Annotated in this window: 23 protein-coding genes; 17 read left to right on the top strand and 6 right to left on the bottom strand. The window is 37.4% G+C overall.

What is annotated here, in order from left to right; translation table 11 throughout:
- The first annotated feature begins 1 nt into the window (after position 1).
- The 4 genes from JFU24_RS07210 (at position 2) to mutL (ending at position 6,076) form a co-directional block, all read left to right on the top strand.
- On the top strand, positions 2-430 hold the full coding sequence (locus JFU24_RS07210; protein WP_053345401.1) for a RicAFT regulatory complex protein RicA family protein: 429 nt from the start codon (positions 2-4) through the stop codon (positions 428-430).
- Between the two features lie 212 nt (positions 431-642).
- Positions 643-1,182, top strand: coding sequence for an outer spore coat protein CotE (locus tag JFU24_RS07205; protein WP_056526911.1), 540 nt, complete (start codon positions 643-645; stop codon positions 1,180-1,182).
- Positions 1,183-1,478: 296 nt separating this feature from the next.
- Positions 1,479-4,106 (top strand): DNA mismatch repair protein MutS, encoded by a 2,628-nt coding sequence (gene mutS, locus JFU24_RS07200; RefSeq protein WP_201249800.1) that lies wholly within the window; start codon positions 1,479-1,481, stop codon positions 4,104-4,106.
- 23 nt (positions 4,107-4,129) lie between these two features.
- Positions 4,130-6,076: a DNA mismatch repair endonuclease MutL gene (gene mutL, locus JFU24_RS07195; RefSeq protein WP_201181369.1), complete on the top strand. Its 1,947-nt coding sequence runs from the start codon at positions 4,130-4,132 to the stop codon at positions 6,074-6,076.
- Positions 6,077-6,220: 144 nt separating this feature from the next.
- Here the strand turns inward: mutL and JFU24_RS07190 are convergent, their stop codons facing one another.
- Positions 6,221-6,622 (bottom strand): site-specific integrase, encoded by a 402-nt coding sequence (locus tag JFU24_RS07190; RefSeq protein ID WP_201181368.1) that lies wholly within the window; start codon positions 6,620-6,622, stop codon positions 6,221-6,223.
- A 312-nt stretch (positions 6,623-6,934) separates the two neighbouring features.
- Positions 6,935-7,630, bottom strand: coding sequence for a hypothetical protein (locus JFU24_RS07185; RefSeq protein ID WP_201249799.1), 696 nt, complete (start codon positions 7,628-7,630; stop codon positions 6,935-6,937).
- 338 nt (positions 7,631-7,968) lie between these two features.
- Here JFU24_RS07185 and gpG point away from each other — a divergent pair, with 338 nt between their 5' ends.
- The 3 genes from gpG to JFU24_RS07170 all read left to right on the top strand — a co-directional run bounded on the left by gpG (position 7,969) and on the right by JFU24_RS07170 (position 10,313).
- Positions 7,969-8,142: a phage tail assembly chaperone G gene (gene gpG / locus JFU24_RS07180; RefSeq protein ID WP_201181366.1), complete on the top strand. Its 174-nt coding sequence runs from the start codon at positions 7,969-7,971 to the stop codon at positions 8,140-8,142.
- Between the two features lie 230 nt (positions 8,143-8,372).
- Entirely contained in the window at positions 8,373-8,618 is a 246-nt protein-coding gene (locus tag JFU24_RS07175; RefSeq protein ID WP_201221358.1) for a hypothetical protein, read from the top strand.
- A 165-nt stretch (positions 8,619-8,783) separates the two neighbouring features.
- Positions 8,784-10,313: a multicopper oxidase family protein gene (locus JFU24_RS07170; RefSeq protein WP_201181362.1), complete on the top strand. Its 1,530-nt coding sequence runs from the start codon at positions 8,784-8,786 to the stop codon at positions 10,311-10,313.
- Positions 10,314-10,877: 564 nt separating this feature from the next.
- On the opposite strand, the gene JFU24_RS07165 is transcribed toward JFU24_RS07170, so the two are convergent.
- Positions 10,878-11,534, bottom strand: coding sequence for a cupin domain-containing protein (locus JFU24_RS07165; protein ID WP_201221354.1), 657 nt, complete (start codon positions 11,532-11,534; stop codon positions 10,878-10,880).
- An 802-nt stretch (positions 11,535-12,336) separates the two neighbouring features.
- Here JFU24_RS07165 and JFU24_RS07160 point away from each other — a divergent pair.
- From JFU24_RS07160 to JFU24_RS07140, 5 genes are all read left to right on the top strand, one after another.
- On the top strand, positions 12,337-14,229 hold the full coding sequence (locus JFU24_RS07160; RefSeq protein WP_201181360.1) for an OPT family oligopeptide transporter: 1,893 nt from the start codon (positions 12,337-12,339) through the stop codon (positions 14,227-14,229).
- Entirely contained in the window at positions 14,219-14,584 is a 366-nt protein-coding gene (locus JFU24_RS07155) for a PqqD family protein (RefSeq protein WP_053345410.1), read from the top strand. The genes JFU24_RS07160 and JFU24_RS07155 overlap by 11 nt, the downstream gene beginning before the upstream one ends.
- A gap of 274 nt (positions 14,585-14,858) precedes the next feature.
- Complete coding sequence (locus JFU24_RS07150) at positions 14,859-15,668, top strand: SDR family NAD(P)-dependent oxidoreductase (protein ID WP_098175292.1); 810 nt, start codon at positions 14,859-14,861, stop codon at positions 15,666-15,668.
- A 205-nt stretch (positions 15,669-15,873) separates the two neighbouring features.
- Positions 15,874-16,479 (top strand): methyltransferase, encoded by a 606-nt coding sequence (locus JFU24_RS07145; protein WP_201181358.1) that lies wholly within the window; start codon positions 15,874-15,876, stop codon positions 16,477-16,479.
- A gap of 333 nt (positions 16,480-16,812) precedes the next feature.
- Positions 16,813-18,078, top strand: coding sequence for an L-lactate MFS transporter (locus JFU24_RS07140; protein ID WP_201181356.1), 1,266 nt, complete (start codon positions 16,813-16,815; stop codon positions 18,076-18,078).
- A 363-nt stretch (positions 18,079-18,441) separates the two neighbouring features.
- Here the strand turns inward: JFU24_RS07140 and JFU24_RS07135 are convergent, their stop codons facing one another.
- On the bottom strand, positions 18,442-19,158 hold the full coding sequence (locus JFU24_RS07135; protein WP_053348019.1) for a GntR family transcriptional regulator: 717 nt from the start codon (positions 19,156-19,158) through the stop codon (positions 18,442-18,444).
- A 295-nt stretch (positions 19,159-19,453) separates the two neighbouring features.
- Here JFU24_RS07135 and JFU24_RS07130 point away from each other — a divergent pair, with 295 nt between their 5' ends.
- Genes JFU24_RS07130 through chbG form a run of 5 tightly spaced genes read left to right on the top strand, consistent with a single transcriptional unit; the run spans position 19,454 to position 23,545 of the window.
- Positions 19,454-19,762 carry a PTS sugar transporter subunit IIB gene (locus JFU24_RS07130; protein WP_053348020.1) on the top strand — a complete coding sequence of 103 codons (309 nt, stop codon included), beginning with the start codon at positions 19,454-19,456 and terminating at the stop codon, positions 19,760-19,762.
- A gap of 4 nt (positions 19,763-19,766) precedes the next feature.
- Entirely contained in the window at positions 19,767-21,116 is a 1,350-nt protein-coding gene (locus JFU24_RS07125; RefSeq protein ID WP_201249798.1) for a PTS sugar transporter subunit IIC, read from the top strand.
- Positions 21,117-21,132: 16 nt separating this feature from the next.
- Complete coding sequence (locus tag JFU24_RS07120) at positions 21,133-21,480, top strand: PTS lactose/cellobiose transporter subunit IIA (RefSeq protein WP_056526942.1); 348 nt, start codon at positions 21,133-21,135, stop codon at positions 21,478-21,480.
- Positions 21,477-22,820, top strand: a complete 1,344-nt coding sequence (locus JFU24_RS07115) for a 6-phospho-beta-glucosidase (protein WP_053345416.1) — start codon at positions 21,477-21,479, stop codon at positions 22,818-22,820. Before JFU24_RS07120 ends, JFU24_RS07115 begins: the two co-directional genes overlap by 4 nt.
- Complete coding sequence (gene chbG, locus JFU24_RS07110) at positions 22,817-23,545, top strand: chitin disaccharide deacetylase (RefSeq protein ID WP_201221348.1); 729 nt, start codon at positions 22,817-22,819, stop codon at positions 23,543-23,545. The genes JFU24_RS07115 and chbG overlap by 4 nt, the downstream gene beginning before the upstream one ends.
- 454 nt (positions 23,546-23,999) lie before the next feature.
- Here chbG and JFU24_RS07105 read toward each other — a convergent pair whose 3' ends face one another.
- Together JFU24_RS07105 and JFU24_RS07100 are read right to left on the bottom strand one after the other, a co-directional pair.
- Positions 24,000-25,181, bottom strand: coding sequence for an NAD(P)/FAD-dependent oxidoreductase (locus JFU24_RS07105; RefSeq protein WP_201221346.1), 1,182 nt, complete (start codon positions 25,179-25,181; stop codon positions 24,000-24,002).
- Positions 25,182-25,219: 38 nt separating this feature from the next.
- A complete protein-coding gene (locus tag JFU24_RS07100; RefSeq protein ID WP_053345419.1) occupies positions 25,220-25,666 on the bottom strand; it encodes a DUF1641 domain-containing protein in 447 nt (148 codons plus the stop codon).
- Positions 25,667-25,830: the final 164 nt, after the last annotated feature.

The raw sequence follows: 25,830 nt of genomic DNA, 5'->3' as shown, positions 1-25,830 counted from the left end.
AATGACGAAATATACAAAAGACGATATTTTAACAAAAGCGGCAGAGTTGGCTGAAATGATTGCCAGCACAGAAGAAGTCGATTTCTTTAAACGGGCGGAAGCTCACATCAACGAAAACCAAAAAATCCGTGAAATGATCGCGAGCATCAAAAGCTTGCAAAAGCAGGCTGTTAACTTCCAACATTATGGAAAAGAGAAAGCATACGGCCAAGTACAGGCCAAAATTGATGCACTTGAAAAACAATTAGACGAACTTCCGATTGTCCAAGAATTCAAACAATCCCAAGTTGATGTAAATGATCTTTTACAAATGGTCTCCTCACAAGTTTCTAATAAGGTGACGGATTTAATTATTGAATCAACCGAAGGAGACATCCTTCGCGGTGAAACAGGTTCGCAGGTACAGGCTGGCGGCGGAAGCTGTTCATAAACTTTTCTAAAACCCTTCTGATTTCAGGAGGGCTTTTTTATACTCGTAAATCCTTATACAGTGCCCATTCGTGACACATATCCCAAAACATGCGCATAAAATAACCTAGGTTTAAAACAATACAGCAGTTTTCAAACAATAAAAATTCTACGCACACTAGACTTTTACCACGCATAGGATGAATGGAAACTGTATGAGGAGGGTTCGCTAGCATGTCACAATATAGAGAGATAATTACTAAAGCGGTGGTGGCAAAGGGACGGAAATTCACAAAGTCCTCACACACCATTTGCCCGGCTCATCATCCTTCTAGCATTCTAGGTTGTTGGATCATCAACCATAAATACGATGCAAAGAAAGTCGGCAAAAAGGTAGAAATTCACGGCAGCTACGAAATCAACGTTTGGTATTCCTATAACCATAATTCAAAGACGGAAGTTGTTACTGAAAAAGTACAATATACCGACGTGATTTCGCTGAAATACCGTGATCCGGATTGTCATGATGACCATGAAATCGTTGCACAAGCTGTCCAACAGCCTAATTGTTTAGAAGCTTGCATCTCCCCATGTGGACAAAAAATCATTGTCCATGTGGAAAGAGAATTCTTTGTAGAAGTCGTCGGCGAAACAAAAATTTGTGTCGCTGTAAATCCAGATGGCCGCTGTGAGGATGACTGGGGCTCTGATTTCGATGATGAGGAATTCGAAGATTTAGATCCGGATTTCCTAGATGAATTCGAAGACGAATAGACGAATAGAATATAGAAAGTCACTACCGGATGACATTCCCTTCATCCGGTTTTATTTAATTTGAAGAGGGACAGGCTTTATGCAGGCATATTGATATACCAGTCCCAATAAGTTTACGGATAAAATGTTAAGTTTTACTTGTTAATACCTGTAGAGAATTAGTGAATTTATCGGCTTTACTCACAGGTTCAGGGATTTACCATGCAATATCGAATACAGGCAATGTTGCTTTCCCATATGTTATAATAAAAGACATATGTGAGTAATAGATTTTAGTTAGGAAAGGTTTTGAAGGAATGGCTGGATATACTCCGATGATTCAACAATATTTAAAAATTAAGGCAGAGTATCAGGATGCCTTTTTATTTTTTCGTTTAGGCGATTTTTATGAAATGTTTTTTGATGACGCGCTGAATGCGTCACAGGAGCTCGAAATAACATTAACGAGCCGAGAAGGTGGAAGTGAAGACCGAATTCCAATGTGCGGGATTCCGTATCATTCGGCGGCTAATTATATTGATATATTGATAGAAAAAGGATTTAAAGTGGCGATTTGTGAACAGACAGAAGATCCTAAGCAAGCCAAAGGGGTAGTTCGCAGGGAAGTTGTCCAGCTGATTACGCCGGGAACGAAAATGGATAGCAAGGGTCTTCGTGAAAAAGAAAACAATTACATTGCGACGATCACTCATTTTTCTAATGACCAGTTTGGTTTTGGATACAACGATTTATCGACAGGTGAAAATAAGGTCACTTTGATTGAGAACTTTGATGAGGTACTGAATGAATTTGCCATCCTTGGTGCGAGCGAAGTTGTTATTGCTGCTGATTTTAATGAAGAATGGAAAAAGAAACTTCAGGAACGGGGCGCTGCCGCTTTATCATTAGAGGACAATTTGGAACATAGTGAGTCGTTCGTTCCTTTACTGCATCTATTAAAGGACGAAAAGCAGATGACAACGACCTCTCGTTTATTGAATTATTTATATCGTACCCAAAAACGAAGTCTTGATCATTTGCAGCCGGTTCTTGCATATGAGACGTCACACTATATGAAAATTGATTATTATAGCAAACGAAATTTGGAATTGACCGAAACCATCCGTTCCAAAGGTAAAAAAGGATCATTATTATGGCTTCTTGATGAAACGAAAACAGCAATGGGTGGACGTATGCTTAAGCAGTGGATTGACAGACCACTCATTAATAAAAAACAAATTGAGCGGAGACAAAGTCTTGTTGAAACACTGAAAAGTCAATACTTCGAACGTCAAGACCTCCGTGAGCGCCTGAAGGAAGTGTACGATTTGGAGCGGCTTGCCGGACGGGTCGCCTTTGGAAATGTTAACGCGCGGGACTTGATCCAGTTGAAACGTTCGTTGCAACAGGTGCCTGTCATCCGTGAAATTGTAAAGTCAATGGCCTCTAATCAGGATATTTCTGTTCTTGCCGATAAATTGGATCCATGTGAAGAAGTGACAGATTTGCTCGAAACTGCGCTTGTTGAAAACCCGCCGTTGTCCGTTAAGGAAGGGAATATTATTCGAGATGGTTTCCACACTGAGCTGGATACATACCGAGATGCCAGTAGGAACGGAAAAACTTGGATTGCTCAGCTTGAACGAGAGGAACGGGAACGCACAGGGATTAGGTCATTGAAAATCGGTTATAACCGTGTGTTCGGTTATTATATTGAAGTCACCCGGGCTAATCTGCATCTGCTTGAAGAGGGGCGCTATGAACGGAAGCAGACTTTAACGAATGCTGAACGTTATATCACACCTGAATTAAAAGAAAAAGAAGCGTTAATTTTACAAGCCGAGGAAAAAAGCATCGGTTTAGAATATGACTTATTCCTCAATCTTCGCGAAGAGATAAAAAGCTATATCCCGCGTTTACAAGATCTAGCGAAAGGCGTCAGTGAGCTAGACGTTCTACAGTGCTTTGCCACTATTAGCGAAGAGCGTCATTATGTGAAGCCGGTCTTTTCAGAGAATCGAAGAATTTTTTTGAAGGAAGGACGACATCCTGTAGTCGAAAAAGTGCTTCAATCACAGGAGTATGTCCCAAATGACTGTTTTATGGATAGCGAACGAGAACTACTCTTAATTACAGGTCCGAATATGTCCGGGAAAAGTACGTATATGCGTCAGATTGCGTTAACATCTATTCTGGCACAGATTGGCTGTTTTGTATCAGCAACTACAGCTGAATTACCTATTTTTGATAAAGTGTTTACTAGGATTGGAGCGGCCGATGATCTGATTTCCGGCCAGAGTACGTTTATGGTCGAGATGCTCGAAGCAAGAAATGCGATCACTAATGCGACTGAAAACAGTCTGATTTTATTTGATGAAATTGGACGTGGGACCTCCACTTACGATGGTATGGCACTTGCTCAGGCCATCATAGAATATATTCATGAAGAAATTGGAGCAAAGACACTCTTTTCAACACACTATCACGAATTGACTGTACTCGCATCGGAGCTACCTAAATTGAAAAATATCCATGTTAGTGCAATTGAGCAAAATGGAAATGTTGTCTTCCTTCATAAAATAAAAGAAGGACCAGCAGATAAAAGTTATGGAATTCATGTGGCTAAGCTTGCTGATTTGCCGAAACAGTTAATTGACCGTGCAGCAGATATTTTAGCACAGCTAGAAAATGAAAATGGCCAAGCAAAGGAATTGCCTGCACAGCCAGCCGTTGTTTCAAAAGAACAAATTACTGAAACTGCTCCTAAAGCTGAGGTCAATGAGGCACAGCTATCCTTTTTCAGAGAAGAGGCTCCTAAAGAAAAAATAAGTTCTTCTCCTAAGGAAAAAAAGGTGCTCGATGACATTAAATCGCTTGATATCCTGGAAATGACACCACTCGAAGCGATGAATATTCTTTATAAATTGCAAAAGAAACTAAAATGAAATATTGAAGTGAGGCGATGAAAATGGGAAAAATCATACAGCTTGACGAGGCTTTATCGAATAAAATCGCTGCTGGCGAAGTTGTTGAACGCCCTGCCTCAGTCGTGAAGGAACTTGTGGAAAATGCCATAGATGCTAACAGTACCATCATAGAAATCGAACTAGTGGAGGCTGGACTTGGTTCTATCCGAATTGTAGACAATGGAGATGGGATATTAGCTGATGATATTGAGGCAGCTTTTAAACGTCATGCTACAAGTAAAATAAAAGATGAGAATGACCTTTTCCGGATTCGGACGCTTGGTTTCCGAGGCGAAGCTATGCCGAGTATCGCTTCAGTTTCCCGTTTCGAACTGAAAAGCTGCACAGGTGAAGGTGTAGGAACACGTATACTTCTTGAAGGGGGCATCGTTAAGGAACTCGAAGCTTCTTCCAGTCGGAAAGGTACGGATATCATGGTTTCCGACTTGTTTTACAATACACCTGCCCGGTTGAAATATATGAAAACAATTCATACCGAACTCGGTAATATTACGGATGTCGCTAACCGGCTGGCACTTTCCCACCCGGATGTTTCGATTCGTTTATCACACAATGAGAAGCGTATCCTGCATACGAATGGTAATGGGGATGTGCGGCAAGTACTAGCAGCAATCTACGGTATGAATATCGCGAAAAAGATGATTCCGATTCAGGCAAGCTCTTTGGACTTCACTCTATCTGGATATATCGTTATGCCCGAGGTCACTCGTGCCTCACGGAATTATATATCAACGATGATAAACGGTAGGTTTATTAAAAACTATGCACTTGTGAAAGCAATCTTGGATGGATATCATACGCTTCTTCCTATTGGACGTTTCCCGATTGCTTTATTAAATATTGAAATGGATCCAATTTTGGTCGATGTCAACGTTCATCCATCTAAAATGGAGGTAAGGCTTAGTAAGGAACAGGAATTGTACAATCTTGTGTCGGAAACAATTAAATCTGCTTTCAAAAAACTGTCTTTAATTCCAAGTGGATATACACCCTCACCAAAGCTGGAACAGGTAAAAAGTGAGCAAACTACGCTAGATTTAGATCATGTCGTGGAAAGCGGGAAGCGGGTCCTTGAAGAAGCAAAGAAAGAAGCCTCACTCCTGAAGAATACCTTGATTCGAGAAAATCAGGAACAGAAGAACTATCAAGATCCTGTTGAAGAAATCGTGAATATCGAACCAATAGAGGAATTAGTTTACAGAAGTGACGAACAGCAGCAAATGGAAGACACGTATATCCCGGTCATTCCGGAAGACGAAAGAAGACCATATTTCGAATCCGCAAAAGGGTATACAACATATACAGTCGAACAAGAGGAAGAGATCGAAATCGATGAATCGGCAAGCCGCATCCCGCCCATGTACCCTATAGGGCAAATGCATGGTACGTATATTTTCGCCCAAAACGAAAAAGGCTTGTATATCATCGACCAGCACGCTGCCCAGGAACGGATTAAATACGAATATTTTAAAGAAAAAGTCGGACGTGTCGAAAACGAGCTACAGGATATGCTGGTTCCCATCACACTTGAGTTCTCGACCGACCAATGTATCCGAATCAATGAATACCAGCATGAACTAGAAAAAGTAGGCGTCTATTTAGAGGAGTTCGGCTATAATGCCTATATAGTTCGGTCACACCCTCAGTGGTTTCCTAAAGGTATTGAACAGGAAATCCTTGAAGAAATGATTGAACAATTGTTATCTATGAAAAAAGTCGACATCAAAAAACTCCGCGAAGAAGCGGCGATCATGATGAGCTGTAAAGCCTCTATAAAGGCAAACCGTCATCTGCGGAATGACGAAATTCAAGCACTATTAGATGAACTAAGACAAACAACAGACCCATTCACCTGCCCACACGGAAGACCTATCATCATCTCATATTCGATTTATGAGATGGAGAAGATGTTCAAGCGGGTTATGTAATTATAAACGCTGGAGAACCCTTTATTTACAAGGGATTTCCAGCGTTATTTTGGTGAAATGACCACTAAATGACCACATTTATTGGTCTATGCTCTTTTTACCTAGAGCTTTTGAAAAGTTCTCTGCTGAAGAGTCCTGTATATTCTAAGTAACATGACTATATTTATCTAAGGTTATAGAAACATTTGAATGTCCTAATCTTTCTGATACCACTTTAGAATTTTCTCCGATCTCCAACATTATAGTTGCATGTGTATGTCGTAAATCATGAAATCGAATCCTCTTCATTCCTGCAAGCTTACTATCATAAAGAAACTGCTTGAGTATCGTATTGGGATTGACTGGTTCTCCGCCAAAAGCAGAAACGACAAAGTGATCCTCTATTAACTTCAACCCCACTTTTAATAGTTGTGCCTGTTTCTTATTCCTTTTTCCGTTATGTGTTTTAGGTGTTTGTAAAACAAGACCTTGACCTGAAATATAATAAAGGGAATGCTGCACAAAAATTTTCTTTTTGTTAAAATCCATATCCTTCCATTTTATCAATGGAATACATGTGGTGGTGTTCCTATGCGACTAAGGATGGAAGACCAAAACAAGTTTCCAATTTGGGTAAGTGTATTTGGAAATTAAAAAATGCTGTATATGGCAATATTTTTTTGTATGTAAAATTAGCCGAAAATATATAAAAATATGTATATTTTTCGACTTATAAAAATGTTCAATTAGGTACTAAAGTGCCAGTTCACCGTTCGCTAAACAAAGACATCATCTCAACTTGTTCTATATCACTCTTTTATTACGATATCTTGCTTTGAAAAAGCGTACTCCAATCAAATAATTTTTTAATTCTGTGTACTAACAACTGTACTTGAACTTAGGCTCTGTCTGAATATAAAAGGCATTTCTTACTTGTGCACTCCAATTTGCAAAGGCTGATCTCCATTCAGGAGTGTTAAAGAATTGATCTACAGTTTGAGTTTCAGAATGCCAAACTATAAATAGGTTGAGTGGGGCAATTCCTCCTGCCCAAATTCCATTATTTGCGTCAGTATTTTCTTCCCTTACTAATAATAAGGGTAGACCAAATTGAAAAGCCATTGAAGGTTCTACTTGTGAATAAACTGATCCTTCCCAGAACGGAGTGGATGGTGGAAGGGGTCCCTCATTGACGCCAACTGTCTTAATTTGAAAACGACGGAGGTTTACTGCCAACATTCCATAGCTTGATGAAACTAACCGACGAATATCGGTTAAAATGGCTTCGGGATAACTTTCGCTTAAAGGTAATGTACGTGGAAAAAGCAAAGCATTCTCAATCTCAAAAATTAGACGGTTTAGAAACTGTCGTTGGTTATCATTTAAATGAGTTGTCGTACTTAAAAATATGGGAATACGATAAGCACGGTCAATACACTCTTGGTGTGCCGATGATGAATATACTTCTTCCTTTAAAGGTTCATTTTTAGAATTGCTTGAGGAATCTGTACCTTTATTATCTTTATATTTATCTTTATCTTTATATTTATTTTTATCACTACCCACTTTTCTCATCTCCTTTTTTAATTAATATATGGGAAGGGATTAAGTATTGATTGGACATAACAATCTGACTTCTATCCCTTTTTTTGATAAGGACTTTAAAGAACAAAAACTAATAATTTATGCCTAAATTTGATTTTTTTGTTTTAAACCTACAGACTGATTAGTATTTGTACTATCAAATCAGGGTGACGATGGAAAAGGAGGATTATAAGATTTTCCGATTAAACCAGCAGGAATCTATTTTGGATTAAATAAAATAATGAAGACCACAATAAGTGGTCCCTTTTATTTGTTCAAAAATCAACATTAATGTTTAACAAAGCCTAATAACGAAGGGATGTTTTGAAATGGCAAATTTAAAAAGAAACATGATCGAATTGGTAAAAGAAGTGAAGGAAGCTGAAATTGAAACGGTAAAGTATCTCACACCTGAATTTATTCCTTTTTCTGTAGTTTATGAAGCAATCGATATGACACAAGAAATTGATAAAAGCGAAGAGGCTAAAAGTGCTGCATCTTAAAAAGAATTGATTGATAAACTGTTAGATTTTGTAGCAAACAAGATTTATAACAAGCAAAAGAAGAACTATTCAATGGCCTTCATGCCCCAGATGATATCCAAACCCTGCAAGAACAAATTATTTTTGTGCACAGGGCCGTCAAAATGATGAAACAAATAAGTTTTTGGCGGTGAGAAGCACCCATAAGCCGAATAGTTCTTTTTATTTTGTATACAAATGGGGTGAAAAAGATGAATGTTTCAATTGGGTTATTGATCACTCTTATTGGTTCATTATGTACGGAAACAGGGGCTGTCCTAGGATTGTTAACATATAGCCGAAATAGAAAAAACGATATCAAAAGTAATGTCAAAAATGATGCTACAGAATCGGCAATCATTAGAACAAAGTTAGACAATATTGGTCAATCAGGTGATTTAATTAGGATAGATTTTAAAGCATGTGATCAACCTTGGACTGCATTATTAGAAAGTTAGTTCTTTGATGAAGAACTAAATAACTTACTAAAGCCCCTATTGTATAAAGTATTTTGAATATGTTGTGAGAAATATCTCATTGAATCAATTTGAATTTGTCATACAAAGCTTGTAATTTTTATAACCTTAGAAAGAAGTTAATTATGATCAGAAAGGAGCGGAAATATGCTTCTCTCTAAATTTGTAGATGAACTTCCTATCCCACCTATTTTAAAAGCTCGATGGAAAGATCAATTTCATACTTATTATGAAGTGAATATGACAGAATTTAAACAATCACTCCATAGTGAGTTAAATGATACAACTGTATGGGGCTATGAAGGCAGCTATCCAGGACCTACAATTGAAGTAGAGAGCGGAGAAAAAGTGTTTATCAAATGGATCAACAATCTTCCAGAAAAACATCTTTTGCCGGTAGACTATACGGTACATGGTGCCCATTTGGATGTACCAGAAGTACGAACGGTAGTACATGTTCATGGCGCTAGTGTTGAACCGGAAAGTGATGGCTACCCGGAGGCTTGGTTTACAAAAGGATTCAAACAAGTGGGTCCATATTTTAGAAAGCAAATATATCAATATGATAATAACATGCGGGCTTGCAACCTCTGGTATCATGATCATTCACTTGGTATCACAAGACTCAATGTATATTCTGGATTGGCAGGGTTTTACTTTGTAAGAGAGCAACGGGAAAGGTTATTAAATTTACCAGCTGGTCAATACGAAATCCCACTTATGATTCAAGACAAAACCTTTAATTATGATGGTTCTCTTTATTACCCAAGAAAGCCAGAAAAACCAGTTGTGGAATTAGAAACATCGATAGTTCCTGAATTTTTTGGGAATACAATCCTAGTGAATGGCAAAGTATGGCCCTTTTTAAAAGTGGAACCACGTAAATATCGATTTAGGCTGCTTAATGCATCTAACACCCGTTTCTATAGGTTCAAGCTTGATTCGGGACAACTTATTTATCAAATCGGAACGGATGGAGGATTAATGGAATATCCGATAGGAGTCAAAGAAATCATATTGGCACCTGCAGAAAGAGCAGATGTCATCATTGATTTTACCAATCTTGAGGAAATGAATATTATCGTGAAAAATGACGCTCCCGCACCTTTTCCAGATGGGGATCCTGCAAATGCAGTAGGTATAGTGATGGAATTTAGAGTCTCTCTTCCTCTTACAAGTATTGATACCAGTGTTATTCCGTCGTATATGGAGCCTTTTCCAAAGATTATTGAACAGTCGGCTTCAAAGGAGAGATACTTAACTTTAAATGATAATATGGATCAGTACGGACGGGAATTCATGTTATTAGATAATAAACCGTGGGATGCTCCTATTACAGAAAATCCAAAATTGGGATCAACCGAAATATGGTATCTAATTAACTTAACTACAGATACTCACCCTATTCATCTTCACTTAATTGATTTTCAAATATTAGACCGGAGAGATTTCGATGTAGAAAAGTATAACAAGGAGAGAATTATCCATTATACGGGCCCCGCGTTGCCACCCGAACCACAAGAACGAGGAGGGAAGGATACAGTTAGAGCTAATCCTAAACAAGTAACTCGAATTATCATGAAGTTTGGTCCCTATACAGGATTGTATGTTTGGCACTGTCATATATTGGAGCACGAGGATTATGAGATGATGAGACCATATATTGTTATCCGATAATAGACTGTATCCTGTCAATCCTCAATGCACGCTAGGGTATATTTTGATACAGAGCATGCGATTTTTTTGAATGTATTCAAGGAGATTTGAAGCGTAATATAAAAACTAGTGATAAAGTTACTTTTTACTCATTTATTTAATTTTATCAATCCTATGTATTCATGACTTTTCATTTCCGAATAGAAAACTTGTGGTCATTTTTGTGGTCATTCATATTATGGTGGTCACCCAATGTGGCAAATAAGTATTATTAAATCCAGCACATACTTGGATACGATTATTCAATACTAGGATTTATCTTTTTCAAATTTCATATTCCGACTAGTTTCTTCTATAATATATGAGAATTTAAAATTGATTCCTCTCTATAATTTAGTGGAGTATAGCGAAAATATATGAAATCGACTTTTTAAAAGAGTCATGTAATTAATAGCAATGGAGAACCCTTTTTATATAGGGTTCTCCATTGTTTTTTGAATGAAAAAATCATTTAATAACACCTATTTATTTTTCTAAACCTGTCTTTCAAATTTTTTTAAAAATTATCAGAAGATGAGTAAACTTTTAGTAAAAATAATACTGAGGATTAGATGGAATTTGATAGTTATATGCCGGAGTTGTATACATTTGGTTTTCATAGTGATTTATATACTGCTGCGGATATTGATGTGTAACCCCTTCACTAGCTCTGTTGCAGTTAGCAGGTGGACCAATAAATGTTGCTGGTTTGACTGGTGCAATTGCTTTTTTCCATTGGTTTTCATCCATGCAATAGGTATGCGCCATAATATCCGGAGGTGTCAATTTCAAGATATCCGAACCAAGAATTACTTCGGGCGTTGGTGCATTAAAAATAGCAAGTAGATGTGTGTCATCAACAGTCGCCACTTCATAATGCCACCAACCTTGTGGAACGTTGGCTACTTGACCAGGTGTAATAGGATAATTCTGTATTTGTTTTGTAAAAGGATTCAGTAATGAAACAGTTGCAGCTCCAGAAATACAGTAAACTAGTTCTGCAGCATTTTGGTGATAATGCGGTTCCACCACATTGTTGACGCTCAGGAAAATATCTAGTAAAGACGTATTTTCAAGTGTGTTCAATTGTTTGACACCTAATACATTTATATAATTTTGATTATCTTTTTTTACGAGGAGACTTTTATTTATATCAAAAGTGAATTGTGTTGATGGTGAAGTGTAGTCCATATATGAAACCATAGTATATCATTCCTTTTAAAAATCGAAGTTTAATGCAGGATATGTATATATTCATTTTAATGTGCAAATGCCTAGTTAAAAATAAATTGTTGTACAGTTTGTAACAAATGCAAATGGGAATCCGATGTAAGAGTAATATAATAATTAATTCACCTAAGGTGTTTATAAAATAAAAGCACTTCAATTTAATACTATTAATTTAAATAATATAAAAAGTTCAGGCGTATAATTTCAAACGTCTGAACTTTGTTTAATTGGTTATATTAAATAGTAATGCTTAATTTTATTGTGCGAGAACTAGGAAGTTCCTTGACCCAGCTAGGATAAATTTCGATTGTAAGTTAGATATATATTCCATTTTATTCTGTGGCAAACAGCTCTATAAAAATCCAAAACATTAATTCGTATCAAGGCCTGTTGGCATATACCTTACTTTTGATAGACATTGAAGAATAGATGTACAAACCAAAGCAGTGATTGACTTTATTGCATATCAAGTAATGAAAATCAATCGTAAAAAGAAACGGCAATTCAGTTTTAGATTGCCTAGATGAGACTCTTTTTGTAGAGATTAGCCAGAGTTTGACGATATGGGTACCCATATTAGTTTTGTATTTAACGCTAGAAGATAGAAGGTATTAATTGAGCATTATTCTTCTATAATATTGAAATGAAATGGCTTATCTGAATTTTCACTATAGTCTAATTTTAAATAAGCAGAATTTTCCCATTGCGTGTTATGAAATTACAGTGATATAATGTTTCCTATGATTTTAAAAGTTTAACATAGGAAGTGGCTAAATTGTCGAACAATTCAAAAGAAAGTAAATTCGTCCCGTACGTATCTGCATCTAAATCTCTACCAGAATTAACTGTAACAGCTATAATTCTAGGGATTATTCTTGCCGTCGTATTTGGGGCAGCAAATGCATACTTAGGCCTACTTATTGGATTAACTGTCTCTGCTTCAATACCCGCAGCGGTAATCTCCATGGCTATTTTAAGAGGGATTTTTCGTAGGGATTCAATTTTAGAGAACAATATTGTGCAAACGATGACCACAGCAGGTGAGGCCATTGGTGCCGGTGCTGTATTTACTATTCCAGCATTATTCATGTGGGATATCGAAGTGAGTCAAGCATTTATCATTTTCGTTGTATTAACTGGGGGATTCCTAGGAGTCTTTATGATGGTTCCCCTTCGTCAACTTTTAATTGTGAGAGAACATGAAACATTACCTTATCCTGAAGGTACGGCATGTGCTGAAGTACTGAAGTCAGGTGAAAAAGGTGGTACAAGTGCCAAGTTAATCGGAGCCGGATTAGTAATCGGTGGAGTTGTTAAAGCGCTTGGTGATGGATTTAAGCTTTTCAAAACAGAAGTTGAAACAGGAATTTCGAATTTTAAAAATGCAGTAGTTGGTCTTGATGCCTTTCCTTCTCTTTTGGGAGTAGGTTATATCATTGGACCACGTGTTGCTGGTCAAATGCTAGGTGGAGGGTTATTAGCCTGGGTCGTTCTTATACCAGCAATTAGTTTCTTTGGAAGCACCAATACAACAGCTATTTTCCCTTCTGATGTACCAATCGGTGAATTGGACGCATGGGGAATATGGGATAACTATATCCGTTATATTGGAGCTGGTGCAGTTGCTACTGGTGGATTAATCACTTTAATTAAAACATTACCTATTCTTTTCAGTTCAGTTTTTGATACTCTTAAAGGCGTAAAAGCTAATAAAGGACATCTTAAATCTGGTTCTATACGTACTGAAAAAGACATACCAGCTAAATACGTTTGGTTGGGAACAATCATTGTTATTTTAATCATTGCTTTCACACCTATAACAGATGTAGGAATCATCGGTGCGATTGCAATTGCGATTTTTGGATTTTTATTCGTAACAGTGGCTTCAAGGGTTGTTGGAATCGTCGGAAGTTCTTCTTCCCCTGTTTCTGGAATGACTATAGCCACACTATTAATTGTAGCGATTGTTTATAAAGCTACTGGTTTTACAGGTACAACGGGAATGGTGGCCGCTTTAACCGTGGCTGCAATCATTTGTACAGCACTTGCTGTTTCAGGTGACGTTTCTCAAGATTTAAAAACAGGTTATATCGTAGGTGGAACGCCATGGAAACAACAAGTTGCTATGATGATTGGTGTTGTCGCTTCTGCATCAGTGATTGGGTTTATCCTAGTTCTTATGGATAATGCCTATACAATGGGATCTGCAGAACTTCCTGCACCTAAAGCGGCACTTATGAAAATACTTGCTGAAGGTGTTCTTGGAGGAGACTTACCTTGGACCCTTATCTTTATCGGTGCGGCCATTGCCATCACTTTAGAGTTTTTCGGTCTAAATTCACTAGTTGTTGCAGTAGGTATTTACTTGCCAGTTCATACTAGTGCCCCAATTATGATTGGTGGATTTGTACGTTTCTTCGTTGAATACTTCGCGAAAACAAAAGAAGCACTAAAAGCACGAGTAGATAGAGGTACATTATTTGCATCTGGATTAATAGCAGGAGAATCATTAATTGGTGTGTTTATTGCAATATTGATTGCAGCAGGAGTTCAAGTTCCAGCTGCTGCGAAATTAGCAAGCAATCTGATTCCATTCTTACTATTCCTTGCTCTAGCTGGATTGCTCTGGTTCATATCTAGCAAAGGGAAAAAAGAAGATGCTTCGTAAACGCAAATCACAAAAGAGGAATCTGTTAACAATGGTTCCTCATTTGGAAAGACGCGTCACTTTGGAACATGATTCTTCGGAAGCAACCTTTTTGATCATTCAACGGACCAATTTTGTGGAAAGAATAACGATTCGTTTTTTCAAACAGCCTTCAGTTCGCCGAATCAAGCTAGATAAATTTGGAGCATTTGCTATTCAACAAATGGAATTCCAAAGAAATGTTAATCAGATTTCTGAAGCTATGAGCGAACATTTTGGTGAGGAAGCAGAACCAGCCCTACCACGGTTAATGAAATTTTTGGAAATTCTTGAGGTTCATGATTGGATCATATGGGATGCAGATGAAGAGAAATGAAAAACAAGCTGAAGCATATTTTGATGCTTCAGCTTGTTTTTTGCTGTTTTGGAAAGTCTAGTATAGAGAAAACATATAGAATAATTATTCGAAATGATATCAAGGTAGTCAGGAATTTTATTTCATTATTTCAAGTTACACCTATTTATATATTAAAAAATGAACAACGAGTATAATTATTTGTAATCTATTTATTGTAGGTGTATTCTAGACATGTTGGGCATAAATAAAAAAAAGTAAGAACGTTATATTCATGAAAAGCAGGTGGAGAATTATGGGGAGAGTACAAGGTAAAGTAGCGTTAGTGACAGGTGGAGCATCTGGTATTGGATTATCTATATCCACATTAATGGCTAAAGAAGGCGCAAAAGTCGTGATAGCTGATTTTAATGAAGCAGGAGCTAAGGAAGCGGCAGAAAGCATTAAAAAACAAGGTGGAGAAGCAACCGGAGTATTTTTAGATGCTGGACAGGCAGATTCGATTAAGGCTGCTGTTGACTTTACAATAGAACAATACGGAACTATTACAGTACTAGTTAATAATGTTGGCTTAACTAACTTACATAAAGATCTTGATGTCGTGAATTTAGATTTGGATGAATGGGATCGACTTATGGATGTAAACTTGAAAAGTGTACTATTAGGAAGCAGATTTGCTATTCCACACATGATTAAAGCAGGTGGAGGTTCCATTATCAATACTGCATCAATGGCTGGGTTTGCGGGCGATGCCGTACGATCAGCTTATGGCGCGTCAAAAGCAGGTGTTGTGAACCTGACTCGTTATATCGCTGCACAATATGGTAAAGATCATATTCGTTGCAATGGAGTGGCACCAGGCCTTATTTTAACTCCTGCAGCAAAGGATAATATTCCTCCAGCTGTACTCGATATATTTGCCAAGTATAATGCATTGCCATACCACGGTGAAGCGGATGATATCGGATATACCGTTGTATTCCTTGCATCTGATGAGTCAAAATTCATTACAGGACAGACGATCCAGGTGGAAGGCGGCCACTATATGGCCAACCCAAGTATCTCCGATTTCAATGAATTTGTAGCAAAAGCACAGTCGAAATAACGATAGAGTAGATATTCATATAATAAACTTTACCCCGAATAGCACTTTTATCATTCGGGGTTTTTAACATTAGCTAGAAGGCATCTTATGAAAATAATAATGAAAAAATACAATCCTCGACATAAACAAGGGCTTACGATTAAATTAATTTTTTTATATAATAAACCATGAAAAATCACAATTCCATTTAAGCAGGTGTGTCTAAATGAAAGAAACATATTATGATGAATTGCTAAACATCAAAACAGTAGGAGAACAAAAGGAATTTAATAAGTCTTTGCATTATCATCGTTATGAGCCAACGCCATATAGCGCACTAGAACAATTATTCAAGAAGTATCAATTAAAAAGTAGTGATCGCATTGTGGATTTTGGTTGTGGTAAAGGGCGATTGAATTTCTTTATTCATTACTTATTTCAAGCTTCTGTTGTTGGAGTAGAAATGAATAGAACTTTCTATATAGAAGCTATTGAAAACCGATATAGGTATATGAAAAAAACGAATAAAAACAAAGATAATATAGAATTTCATTGTTGTTTGGCAGAAAATTACGAGATTGATTTGCGAGACAATCGTTTTTATTTCTTTAATCCGTTTTCCGTGCAAATTTTCATGAAAATCATTAATAATATATTGCTTTCATTCGAAAAGGAACCACGGGAAATCGAATTGGTTTTATTTTATGGATCAAAAGATTATATCTTTTTCTTAGAAAATCAAACCGCTTTTGAAATGAAAGAAGAAGTAATGTTACCAGATTTGTCTGAGCATAATCCTTATGAGAAATTTGTCATATATCAATTGTTATAGTAAACAAAACTCTTTTTGGAAGGTAATAAACTATTCATAAAAAAAGTTTCAAATCGACATGGATATTTTGCATTGAAGGAAAGGTAGTTTCTCCTTAATTATCCAAACTCCAAAAAAACTTGTGAAATTTATCTATTTATTACTATTTTTGTAGAAAGTTCACTTAATTGTGATATTTTATATCTAGGACAGAAATCTGTTACTTTACCAGTAAAAGTGCACTTCATTGATATGAGGATGTAAACAGCGGTGATCCTGCTGGTAGTTAACCGCAGATTTTGTCACTGGTAGAAAATCATTTGCGGTTTATTTTGTAAGGGGGATGATGGAGAAATGGGAAAAACAAAGAATCGGTGGCTGATTGCTGCCTCGGCAGTTGGGATTCACCTGTCGATTGGTTCTGTGTATGCTTGGAGCGTATTTACGAAACCACTTGCAAGTGAATTCGGATGGGATTTGACTGATATTAGCTTAACATTTAGTATTGCAATTTTGTTTCTTGGCCTATCCGCGGCATTTCTTGGACATTTTGTTGAAAAGTATGGTCCTAGAAAAGCTGGCATACTCTCAGCCGTTTTTTTTGGCTTAGGTATTTCGGGTGCTGGTGTAGCGATCAACATGGAATCATTGCCTTTACTTTATATTGCATATGGAGTTTTCGGTGGAATCGGACTTGGCGTAGGGTATATCGCCCCTGTATCGACTTTAGTGAAGTGGTTTCCAGATCGTAGGGGGCTAGCGACTGGTCTAGCCATTATGGGCTTTGGATTTGCGGCACTGATTAACTCACCAATCATTCAAAGTTTGATTGGTTCTATTGGAATTGCTAATACCTTTTTTACTCTTGGAACCGCTTACTTTATTATAATGATAGCTTCATCTCTTTACTTGGAGCCCCCGGAGAAAGACTGGCTACCTGATGGGTATAAAGAAAAAATTAAAATGGGAAAAGTGAAGCCATTGCAGGATCTTTCGCAACTAACGGCAAACGAGGCAGTAAAGACAAAACGTTTTTATTATCTCTGGCTTATGCTGTTTATTAATATTACCTGTGGGATTGCTATCATTTCAGCAGCATCTCCACTTGCTCAGGAAAGTATTGGATTGAGTGCCGTTGCAGCAGCTGCCCTAGTTGGGGTTCTTGGTGCTTTTAATGGCCTTGGACGTATAGGTTGGGCATCTGTGTCAGATTTCATTGGTCGCCCGAATACGTATACCGTATTTTTTTCCATACAAGTCATCGCATTCCCACTCTTGACAGTTACGGATAATCCAGTTGTTTTTCAAATTTTATTAGCGATTATTTATACCTGCTATGGGGGAGGGTTTGCTTCGATTCCAGCGTATATCGGTGATTTGTTCGGAACAAAGCAGTTAGGTGCTATTCATGGGTATATTTTAACGGCATGGGCAGCAGCAGGTCTTGTTGGACCGATGTTCGCTTCATGGATTAGAGAAACAACAGGTAGCTATTCCCAAAGCTTAATCGTTTTCACAGGTTTTTTCGTGGTTGCTTTGATCATCTCTATATTGATTCGCTTGGATATAAAGCGCTTGAAAAATATCAAGACTAACGATATTAAACAAATCGGTGTTTGATAATATCCTGACAAGTCTATTAATTGAATGTAAACATCTCCGAAGGATTGAGAAATCATAAATAAGTATGAATTGGAGTTCAGCAATAAACACCTTTTTATATTAAAGCTTTGTAGAATAATCTTGGTAAAGATTATATTATTAGCCACAGCAATCTTTATAATGATTGCTGTGTTTTTGTATTTGAAAAACCATGATTAAATAAAATATTGAATTAACCTTTTTAAATGAATTAAAAATGAGAAAACTTCCATATGGCACAATATAGGGAACATTATATTCCTTAGATTAAGAGAATTACATATAAAAAAACGAATTGCCTTATTGAAGCAAGTATCAGTCTTTTTTTAGTGTTTAAATATTTTAATAGTTTCGTTCAATAACAAAGTGTGCACGGTCGCCTCTAAAGAGGGTCTTAGAGAATTCAATAACCGATCCATCATTCTCATATGTGTATGTTTCTAACGAAAAACAGGGTGAACCATTAGGGACTTCTAACTTATCTGAAATGGAGTCATCGGCAAGGGAAAATTCCAAGTGTTCGACTGTTTTTTTTACTTTTAAACTAAACTGTGTTTCAAGCACATTAAAGAGTGATTTTTCACAGGCTTCAATATTCAGCCCAGGCGTTTTGTACCAAGGGAGATAGGCTATTTCATATTGAAGTGGGACATCGTTCACGTAACGCACACGCTCTAGCTTGTTGACAGGATCACCTACGTTTTGCTTGAAAAGATTGGCTAGGGTAGCGTTTGCTTCGATAACCTTTAAGCTTATGACCTTTGTAGAGGGGTTTTTCCCTTGCATCGTGACTTGCTCAGAGAACTTTTCAACCGTGCTTGTAAGAAATTGCTTCACTTTATTTTCCGAAACGAAAGTCCCTTTGCCTTGAACACGATAGATATAGCCTTCGACAGTCAATTGCTGTAAAGCAGTGCGAACTGTTGTCCTGCTTACTCCGTATATTTTACAAAATTCCGCTTCAGTTGGTAATTTTGTATTCGTTTGATATTCGCCGTTTTTTATTAGATCGATAATTGATTCCTTAACTATGGAATGCAATGCCGCTTCTTTATTCATGGTTTCCAAAGTGATTCCTCCTTAACTCTTTCCAATATATACATTAAGATTATCTCGGATAAGTTCAATAATCAACATTAAATAATAAATTTGTAGTAACAAGTAAAAATTTGTGTTGATATTTTCTATATTTGTAACTACAATATAAATACAGAGGCAATAATACCCAGTTTAGTAATTATCTTTTAAGGAGAGTGATGTGAAAAAGACAAATCATTGGTTGAGCAAAAAATGTGTGATTTCATTTATTGTAAAAATACAGAATAATCAATTATTAAAAAGGGGGGTAATTTCAATGAATATCTTATTATGTTGTTCAGCCGGAATGTCTACAAGTTTGCTAGTTACCAAGATGGAAGACAGTGCAAAGAAACAAGGAGTAGATTGTAAAATATGGGCTGTTGGTTCTGCAGAAGTGAACAACGAAATGGATAAGGCTGATGTCATTTTATTAGGTCCACAGGTTCGATATCTTCTTTCTAAGTTACAGGAAGCAGGAAAAGAAAAAGGAATTCCAGTCGCAACCATCAATCCAATGTTCTATGGTCTATGTAATGGTGAAGAAGTACTAAAACAAGCCACTACTTTAATAAAAGGAGAATAAGGATATGATGACTTTTATTGATAAGTATATTATGCCTGGAGCTGTAAGGGTAGGGAATAACCGTCATTTACTTGCAATTCGTGATACGTTGATTGGAATGATAGCGATTACAATGATCGGGTCGTTTGCTGTCCTGTTTAATAACCTTGGGCAAGTCATCAAGCCTTATGGAAGAATGATGGAGGCCATTTTCGGCCCTGCATGGAATACGCTTGGCAGTGATATTTGGTTTGGAACCTTTGCGTTTATGACGGTATTCGCTGTGTTCGGTATTTCTTATAAACTAGCAAGATCGTACGGGGATGACGGTTTTGAAGCAATGTTGGTTTCTGCAGCCTGTTTTTTCTTATTATTGCCTCAAATCGGCAATGTCACTTTAACCATCGATGATAAGGATGTTACAGGTGGAGCGTGGGGATTCGTCAGCGTAAATTATTTTAATGCAACAGCCTTATTTACAGGAATAGTCGTTGCCCTTTTAGCAACAGAGATATTTGTTAGACTTTCAAGAGTAAAATATTTAGTCATTAAATTACCTGATGGAGTACCACCAGCAGTAGCTCGTTCATTTGCAAAGTTAGTGCCGGGTATGGCAACAATCTTTTTTGCTGGTGTGTTCGGACTACTTTTCCGTAAAGTTACAGATGGACAGGTATTAAATGACTGGCTTAGTAAAGTAATTGTCTCCCCCTTACAAAGTGCTGTAGATTCACTGCCATTTGCCATTTTACTAGTATTTCTTGTTCATTTATTATGGATGATTGGTTTACACGGACCAAATATCCTTGGTGGAATTACAACACCGCTTTTTGAAAGTTCGGGAGTGAAAAATATTGATTTATACGCACAAGGTGTCAAAGATATGGACCAATACGGAGTACTGGCAGGTTCTTTCCTAGATGCATTTGTTTATTTAGGTGGATCTGGAGCAACATTGGGTCTGATCATTGCAATGGTCATTGCCGGCCGAAAACGTTATAAACAGATGATTGCACTTGGAGGGGCACCAGGGGTGTTCCAGATTAACGAACCCATTCTATTTGGATTGCCTATTGTTCTGAACCCAATGTGGTTCATACCATTTGTCCTCGGTCCAGTAATTACAACAGTTATTTCTTATATAGCAGTAAGTAGCGGAATGGTTTTTCCAATTGTCGCTAAGATACCTTGGGTTACACCACCGATTATTGGAGGATTTCTTGCTACAGGGGGACATATGTCGGGAGCGGTATTAGTTGCTATAAATTTAGTCATTTCAACAGTGATTTATTTACCATTCGTTTATGCCCAAGTGAAGATAGACACAAAAAATAAAACAGAGCTTACAAAAGATTCAGAAACGCTAAACGTTTAAGAAAGTAGTGATAAAAGTGGAAAAAGAAGAATTATACCAATTATCATTTCAACTGATTTTATATAGTGGAAATGCGAGAAGCTTCGCAATGGAAGCCATGCAAGAAGCGAAGAAAAAAGAATTTAATTCTGCTAGATTGAAAATCGCTGAGGCAGAAACAGAATTATTACAAGCCCATAAATTTCAAACTCAATTAATCCATGCAGAAGCAGGGGGAGACCAATTTGACCTTCCAATTCTCCTCGTACATGCTCAGGATCATTTAATGACAGCCATGACGTTAAAGGATCTTGCGATAGAAATGATTGATCTGCGTGAAGAGTTTTTAAATGCAGATGCTGTGAAGGAGGGGACAGCAGAATGAGTAAGGGGTTAAAAATTGTCACAATTGGCGGCGGCTCGAGCTATACGCCGGAACTGATTGAAGGTTTTATTAAATACCATGAAGAGCTTCCTGTAAGCGAGATTTGGCTTGTGGATATCGAAGCGGGAAAGGAAAAGCTTGAAATTGTTGGGGACTTGGCAAGAAGGATGGTTGAAAAGGCTGGTGTAAAGATTGATGTTCATCTAACATTAGACAGAAAGAAAGCGCTTAAAGGAGCTGACTATGTAACAACTCAGCTACGTGTTGGTCAGCTCGCTGCTAGGGCTCTTGATGAAAAGATTCCACTGAAACACGGAGTTATTGGACAGGAGACGAACGGACCAGGTGGACTTTTCAAGGCATTTAGAACAATTCCTATTATTCTTGATATAGCTCGTGAGATGGAGGAAGTTTGTCCGGATGCATGGTTGATTAACTTCACAAACCCTGCTGGTATGGTAACGGAAGCTGTGTTACGTCACAGTAATATTACCAAAGTCATCGGACTTTGCAATGTACCGATTGGTATGGAGCGTGGAGTAGCCGATTTAATGAACGTGGAGCCCTCAAGAGTGCGGATCGACTTTGCTGGTTTGAACCATATGGTTTACGGCCTCGATGTATTCGTTGATGGGAAAAGTGTGAAAGATCAAATCATTAATCTGATAACAGATCCAGCTAAAGCCGTTACAATGAAGAATATTCACGCAATGGGCTGGGAGCCAGAATTCCTTAGAGCTTTAAATTTGTTCCCTTGTCCATACCACAACTACTATTACAAAACAGGAGATGTGCTTGCTCAAGAGTTGAAGGATGCTGAAAAAGGAGAAACACGCGCTGAGGTGGTTCAAAAGCTTGAAGAAGGATTATTCGAGCTATACAAAGACAAGGGGCTGGCTATTAAGCCACCACAGCTTGAAGAGCGAGGAGGCGCTTACTACAGCGATGCAGCAGTGCGTTTAATTTGCTCGATGCATTCGGATAAGTGTGACATTCAAGCGGTAAATACTATCAACCATGGTGCAATTGAGGGAATTCCGTATGGTTCGGCTATTGAAATTAGCTGTGTGATTACTAAGGATGGTCCGAAACCAATTAACGTAGGAGAGCTTCCAGTGGCGATTCGTGGTCTAATCCAGCAAATCAAGTCATTTGAAAGAGTGTCCATCGAAGCTGCAATCTCAGGTAACTATGATACTGCATTGCTTGCTATGACGATTAATCCTCTCGTTCCAAGTGACCGGGTTGCGAAACTTATTTTAGATGAAATGCTTGAGGCGCATAAAGATTTCTTGCCACAGTTTTTTGAAAAAAAGGAATTGCAGGATAACCTATCATGATTGAAGTTCTTGTAAATGCAGATGATTTCGGGTTAACTAAATCAGTAAATTATGGAATTTTGGATAGCCACAAATATGGAATTGTCAATTCAACAACAATCATGATGAATGCAAAAGCAACGGAGCATGCGATTGAAATCGCAAAGAGGACGCCCTCGTTGAAAGTCGGTATACACTTGGTATTGACATGGGGGACACCTTTGTTGAGCGATGTGCCGAGTTTAATTGACGATTCCGGACACTTCAAGAAACAAGGGGTGGTATATGGTGAACCAGCCGACATTTCTTTGCTTGAATTGGAAAGAGAGTGGTCAGCTCAGATTGAAAGATTTTTAGAATTTGGTCTTTATCCGTCTCATTTAGACAGCCATCATCATGTACACGGGATTGAAAATTTTCTGCCGGTTGTAAAAAATCTGACAGAGAAATATCAACTTCCTGTGCGTAATGCTGGAAAACATTTTGCTGGTGTCCAAACCGTTACAGATGTTTTTCTTGATGATTTTTATGGAGAAACGGTGGTTGAAGATTATTTTCATAATCTCAAGGGTCGGGTAATCGATGGGCAAAGTGTGGAAATAATGACTCATCCTGCTTATATGGATGAAGATTTGATGCAAGTATCTTCCTATAATAGTAATCGCTTAAAGGAGACCAGGATTTTGACAAACGCAAGATTGCCAGAGGGTTTTATCCTTAGATTTGGCATCAACCAAGTTATTTAGTAGGTTCTTTTAGGGGCAAAGATTGTTTCTATATTTTATCGACTTTCAAAAAGGGACCATTCATCTCAAGGATGAATGGTCTCTTTCTATCCTTAGATAATGTATGGAATTTCTCTAAATGGGGGGGGTTTATGTAGGTATCTTCTGTTCAGGATTTGTGAAGTAGGGGAGGAAAGCCAAGAGACTTGGGTTGAAGTTTTTGGTGTAGTTGCAGACGTATCAATGAAAAATCCTTAATAATCTATATGAACTGGACCACGGGACTGAGAAAAAATATCTAGAATAGCTATTGTGAGTATGACCCTCGATCAAGCAATCATTTATTTTACTTCACGTTCCCCTTGTTCCAGTTCATGGAATACTCGATTTCCAAGCTTCCATTTAAAAATAATCATTTAAAATGGAAGCTTTCAATCATAGTGCAATATTACATTTCTTTAGTTCAACATTTCACTTAATAAGCAAGGCTGAACATTGCCTTAATATGAGACAGGTAACGAACATTACTTGCTTCTTTCATTAATGAAGCTGGTAGACCTTTAAGTGGGGTGTTATTAGCTCCAACTGTAGCAACAGCATCCTTACGACCAAGGCTAGCAAGTGTTCCTGAGTTTACAGGTGAAAATTCTTCTAGTTTTTTGCCTTCTAATGCTGCATATAGGTTGTAACCAACAAGTTCTCCCATTTGCCAAGCATTTTGTGCAGTTGGTGCGTATGGGCGGCCACCTTCTGGAGGGAAAGCAACAGCACTATCTCCTACAACAAATACGTCATTATGAGATTTAGATTGTAGATACTCATTAACAGTTGCTTTACCACGATCTACTTCAAGACCTGATTCACCAACGATAGGAAGAGCAGCAACGCCACCAGTCCAAACAAGCGTATTAGCAATGATAGTTTGTCCATCTTTCAAAGCAATTTCATTTCCTTTAACACCCGTTACAGGCAGACCTGTTAAGAATTCAACGCCACGTGCTTCTAAGCTTACCACTGCACGTTCAATTAAAGGATCAGGTAATACTGGAAGGATTTTTGGACCAGCTTCAACAAGCTTGATTTTCAAGTCTTTGAAGTCTACGCCAAATTGTTTAGCGATTTTAGGGAAATGATCAACGATTTCACCAACTAACTCAACGCCAGTTAATCCACCGCCGCCGATTACAATCGTTGCATCTGCTTCATTTTTTGTTTGTGCATATTCACGAATACGATCTTCGATATGTTTGTAAATTTTGTTAGCATCATTTACAGATTTTAGCACCATGCTATTTTCTTCAAGTCCTGGAATACCAAAGAATCCTGTTTGGCTACCTAAAGCTACAACAAGAGCATCGTATGATAAAGTAGAACCATTAGAAAGTTTTACTTCTTTTTTATCTACTGAGAAAGATTCCACTTTCGAAATGGTAAGATCGATATCTTTTCCTTTGAAAAGTTTCTCTAAAGGTATTGAAACAGCTGGTTCAGAAATTGATCCGCCTGCAAGACGGTGAAGTTCTGTGATGATTTGGTGTGTTGGGTATTGGTTCACCACTGTTACTTGGACTTCATCTTTATTAAAATATTCACGAACAGTTAATGCAGATAGTAATCCAGCATAGCCTGCACCTAAAATGACGATTTGTTTTGACATATTAATCCCCCGTCCTTACTAATTGAAAGTTTAAAGATTTATTTTTTTAGACTATTTCGTTCTGCTGAAATTTCAAGAAAAGCACTCGCGAAACGGAAAAGCTTTTGTGCTTGTGGGTCTTTCATCATTCTTAACAAACCGAAAAGACCGATTACATCATTGTTTTCTTCTGCACGATCTTTAGCTTCGATTGCATTAGCTGCAAGCCCTTTCACTGAATCAACTACAGGTACAGCGATTTCTGTAATCGCACTAACCGTATCCTTTTTTAATACTTCATCAGTTGCTACTGATTGAGCAAAATCATAAGACTTTGTCAAGATACTTACTAGTTCAGTCAATTTTGGCAATTGCTCAACTAAAGTATTCAATGATTCCTGAACCTCAGGCTTTAAAAGCTGATCCAGAATATCCAGTTGTTCTTGGTTTGCAGTGAAATTAAATGATTCTTGTTCAGGCTTTGTTTTTGAAGCTACATCTACCATATCTATTTCCCCTTTACGTTAAACTTAATTTACTTTGTATTAAATTTAAATCTTCACTACTTATCATACGACTCTAGACACTTAATTTCAAATATATTTTTTATGTTATGAATATAACTTTAAAGTTATTAATTTAAGTTAGTATTTGGGATTTATCATTCATC

This window comes from Peribacillus sp. TH27 (genome assembly GCF_016650915.1).
GTDB classification, from domain to species: domain Bacteria; phylum Bacillota; class Bacilli; order Bacillales; family DSM-1321; genus Peribacillus; species Peribacillus butanolivorans.
This window is presented reverse-complemented; position numbering and strand designations above follow the sequence as displayed.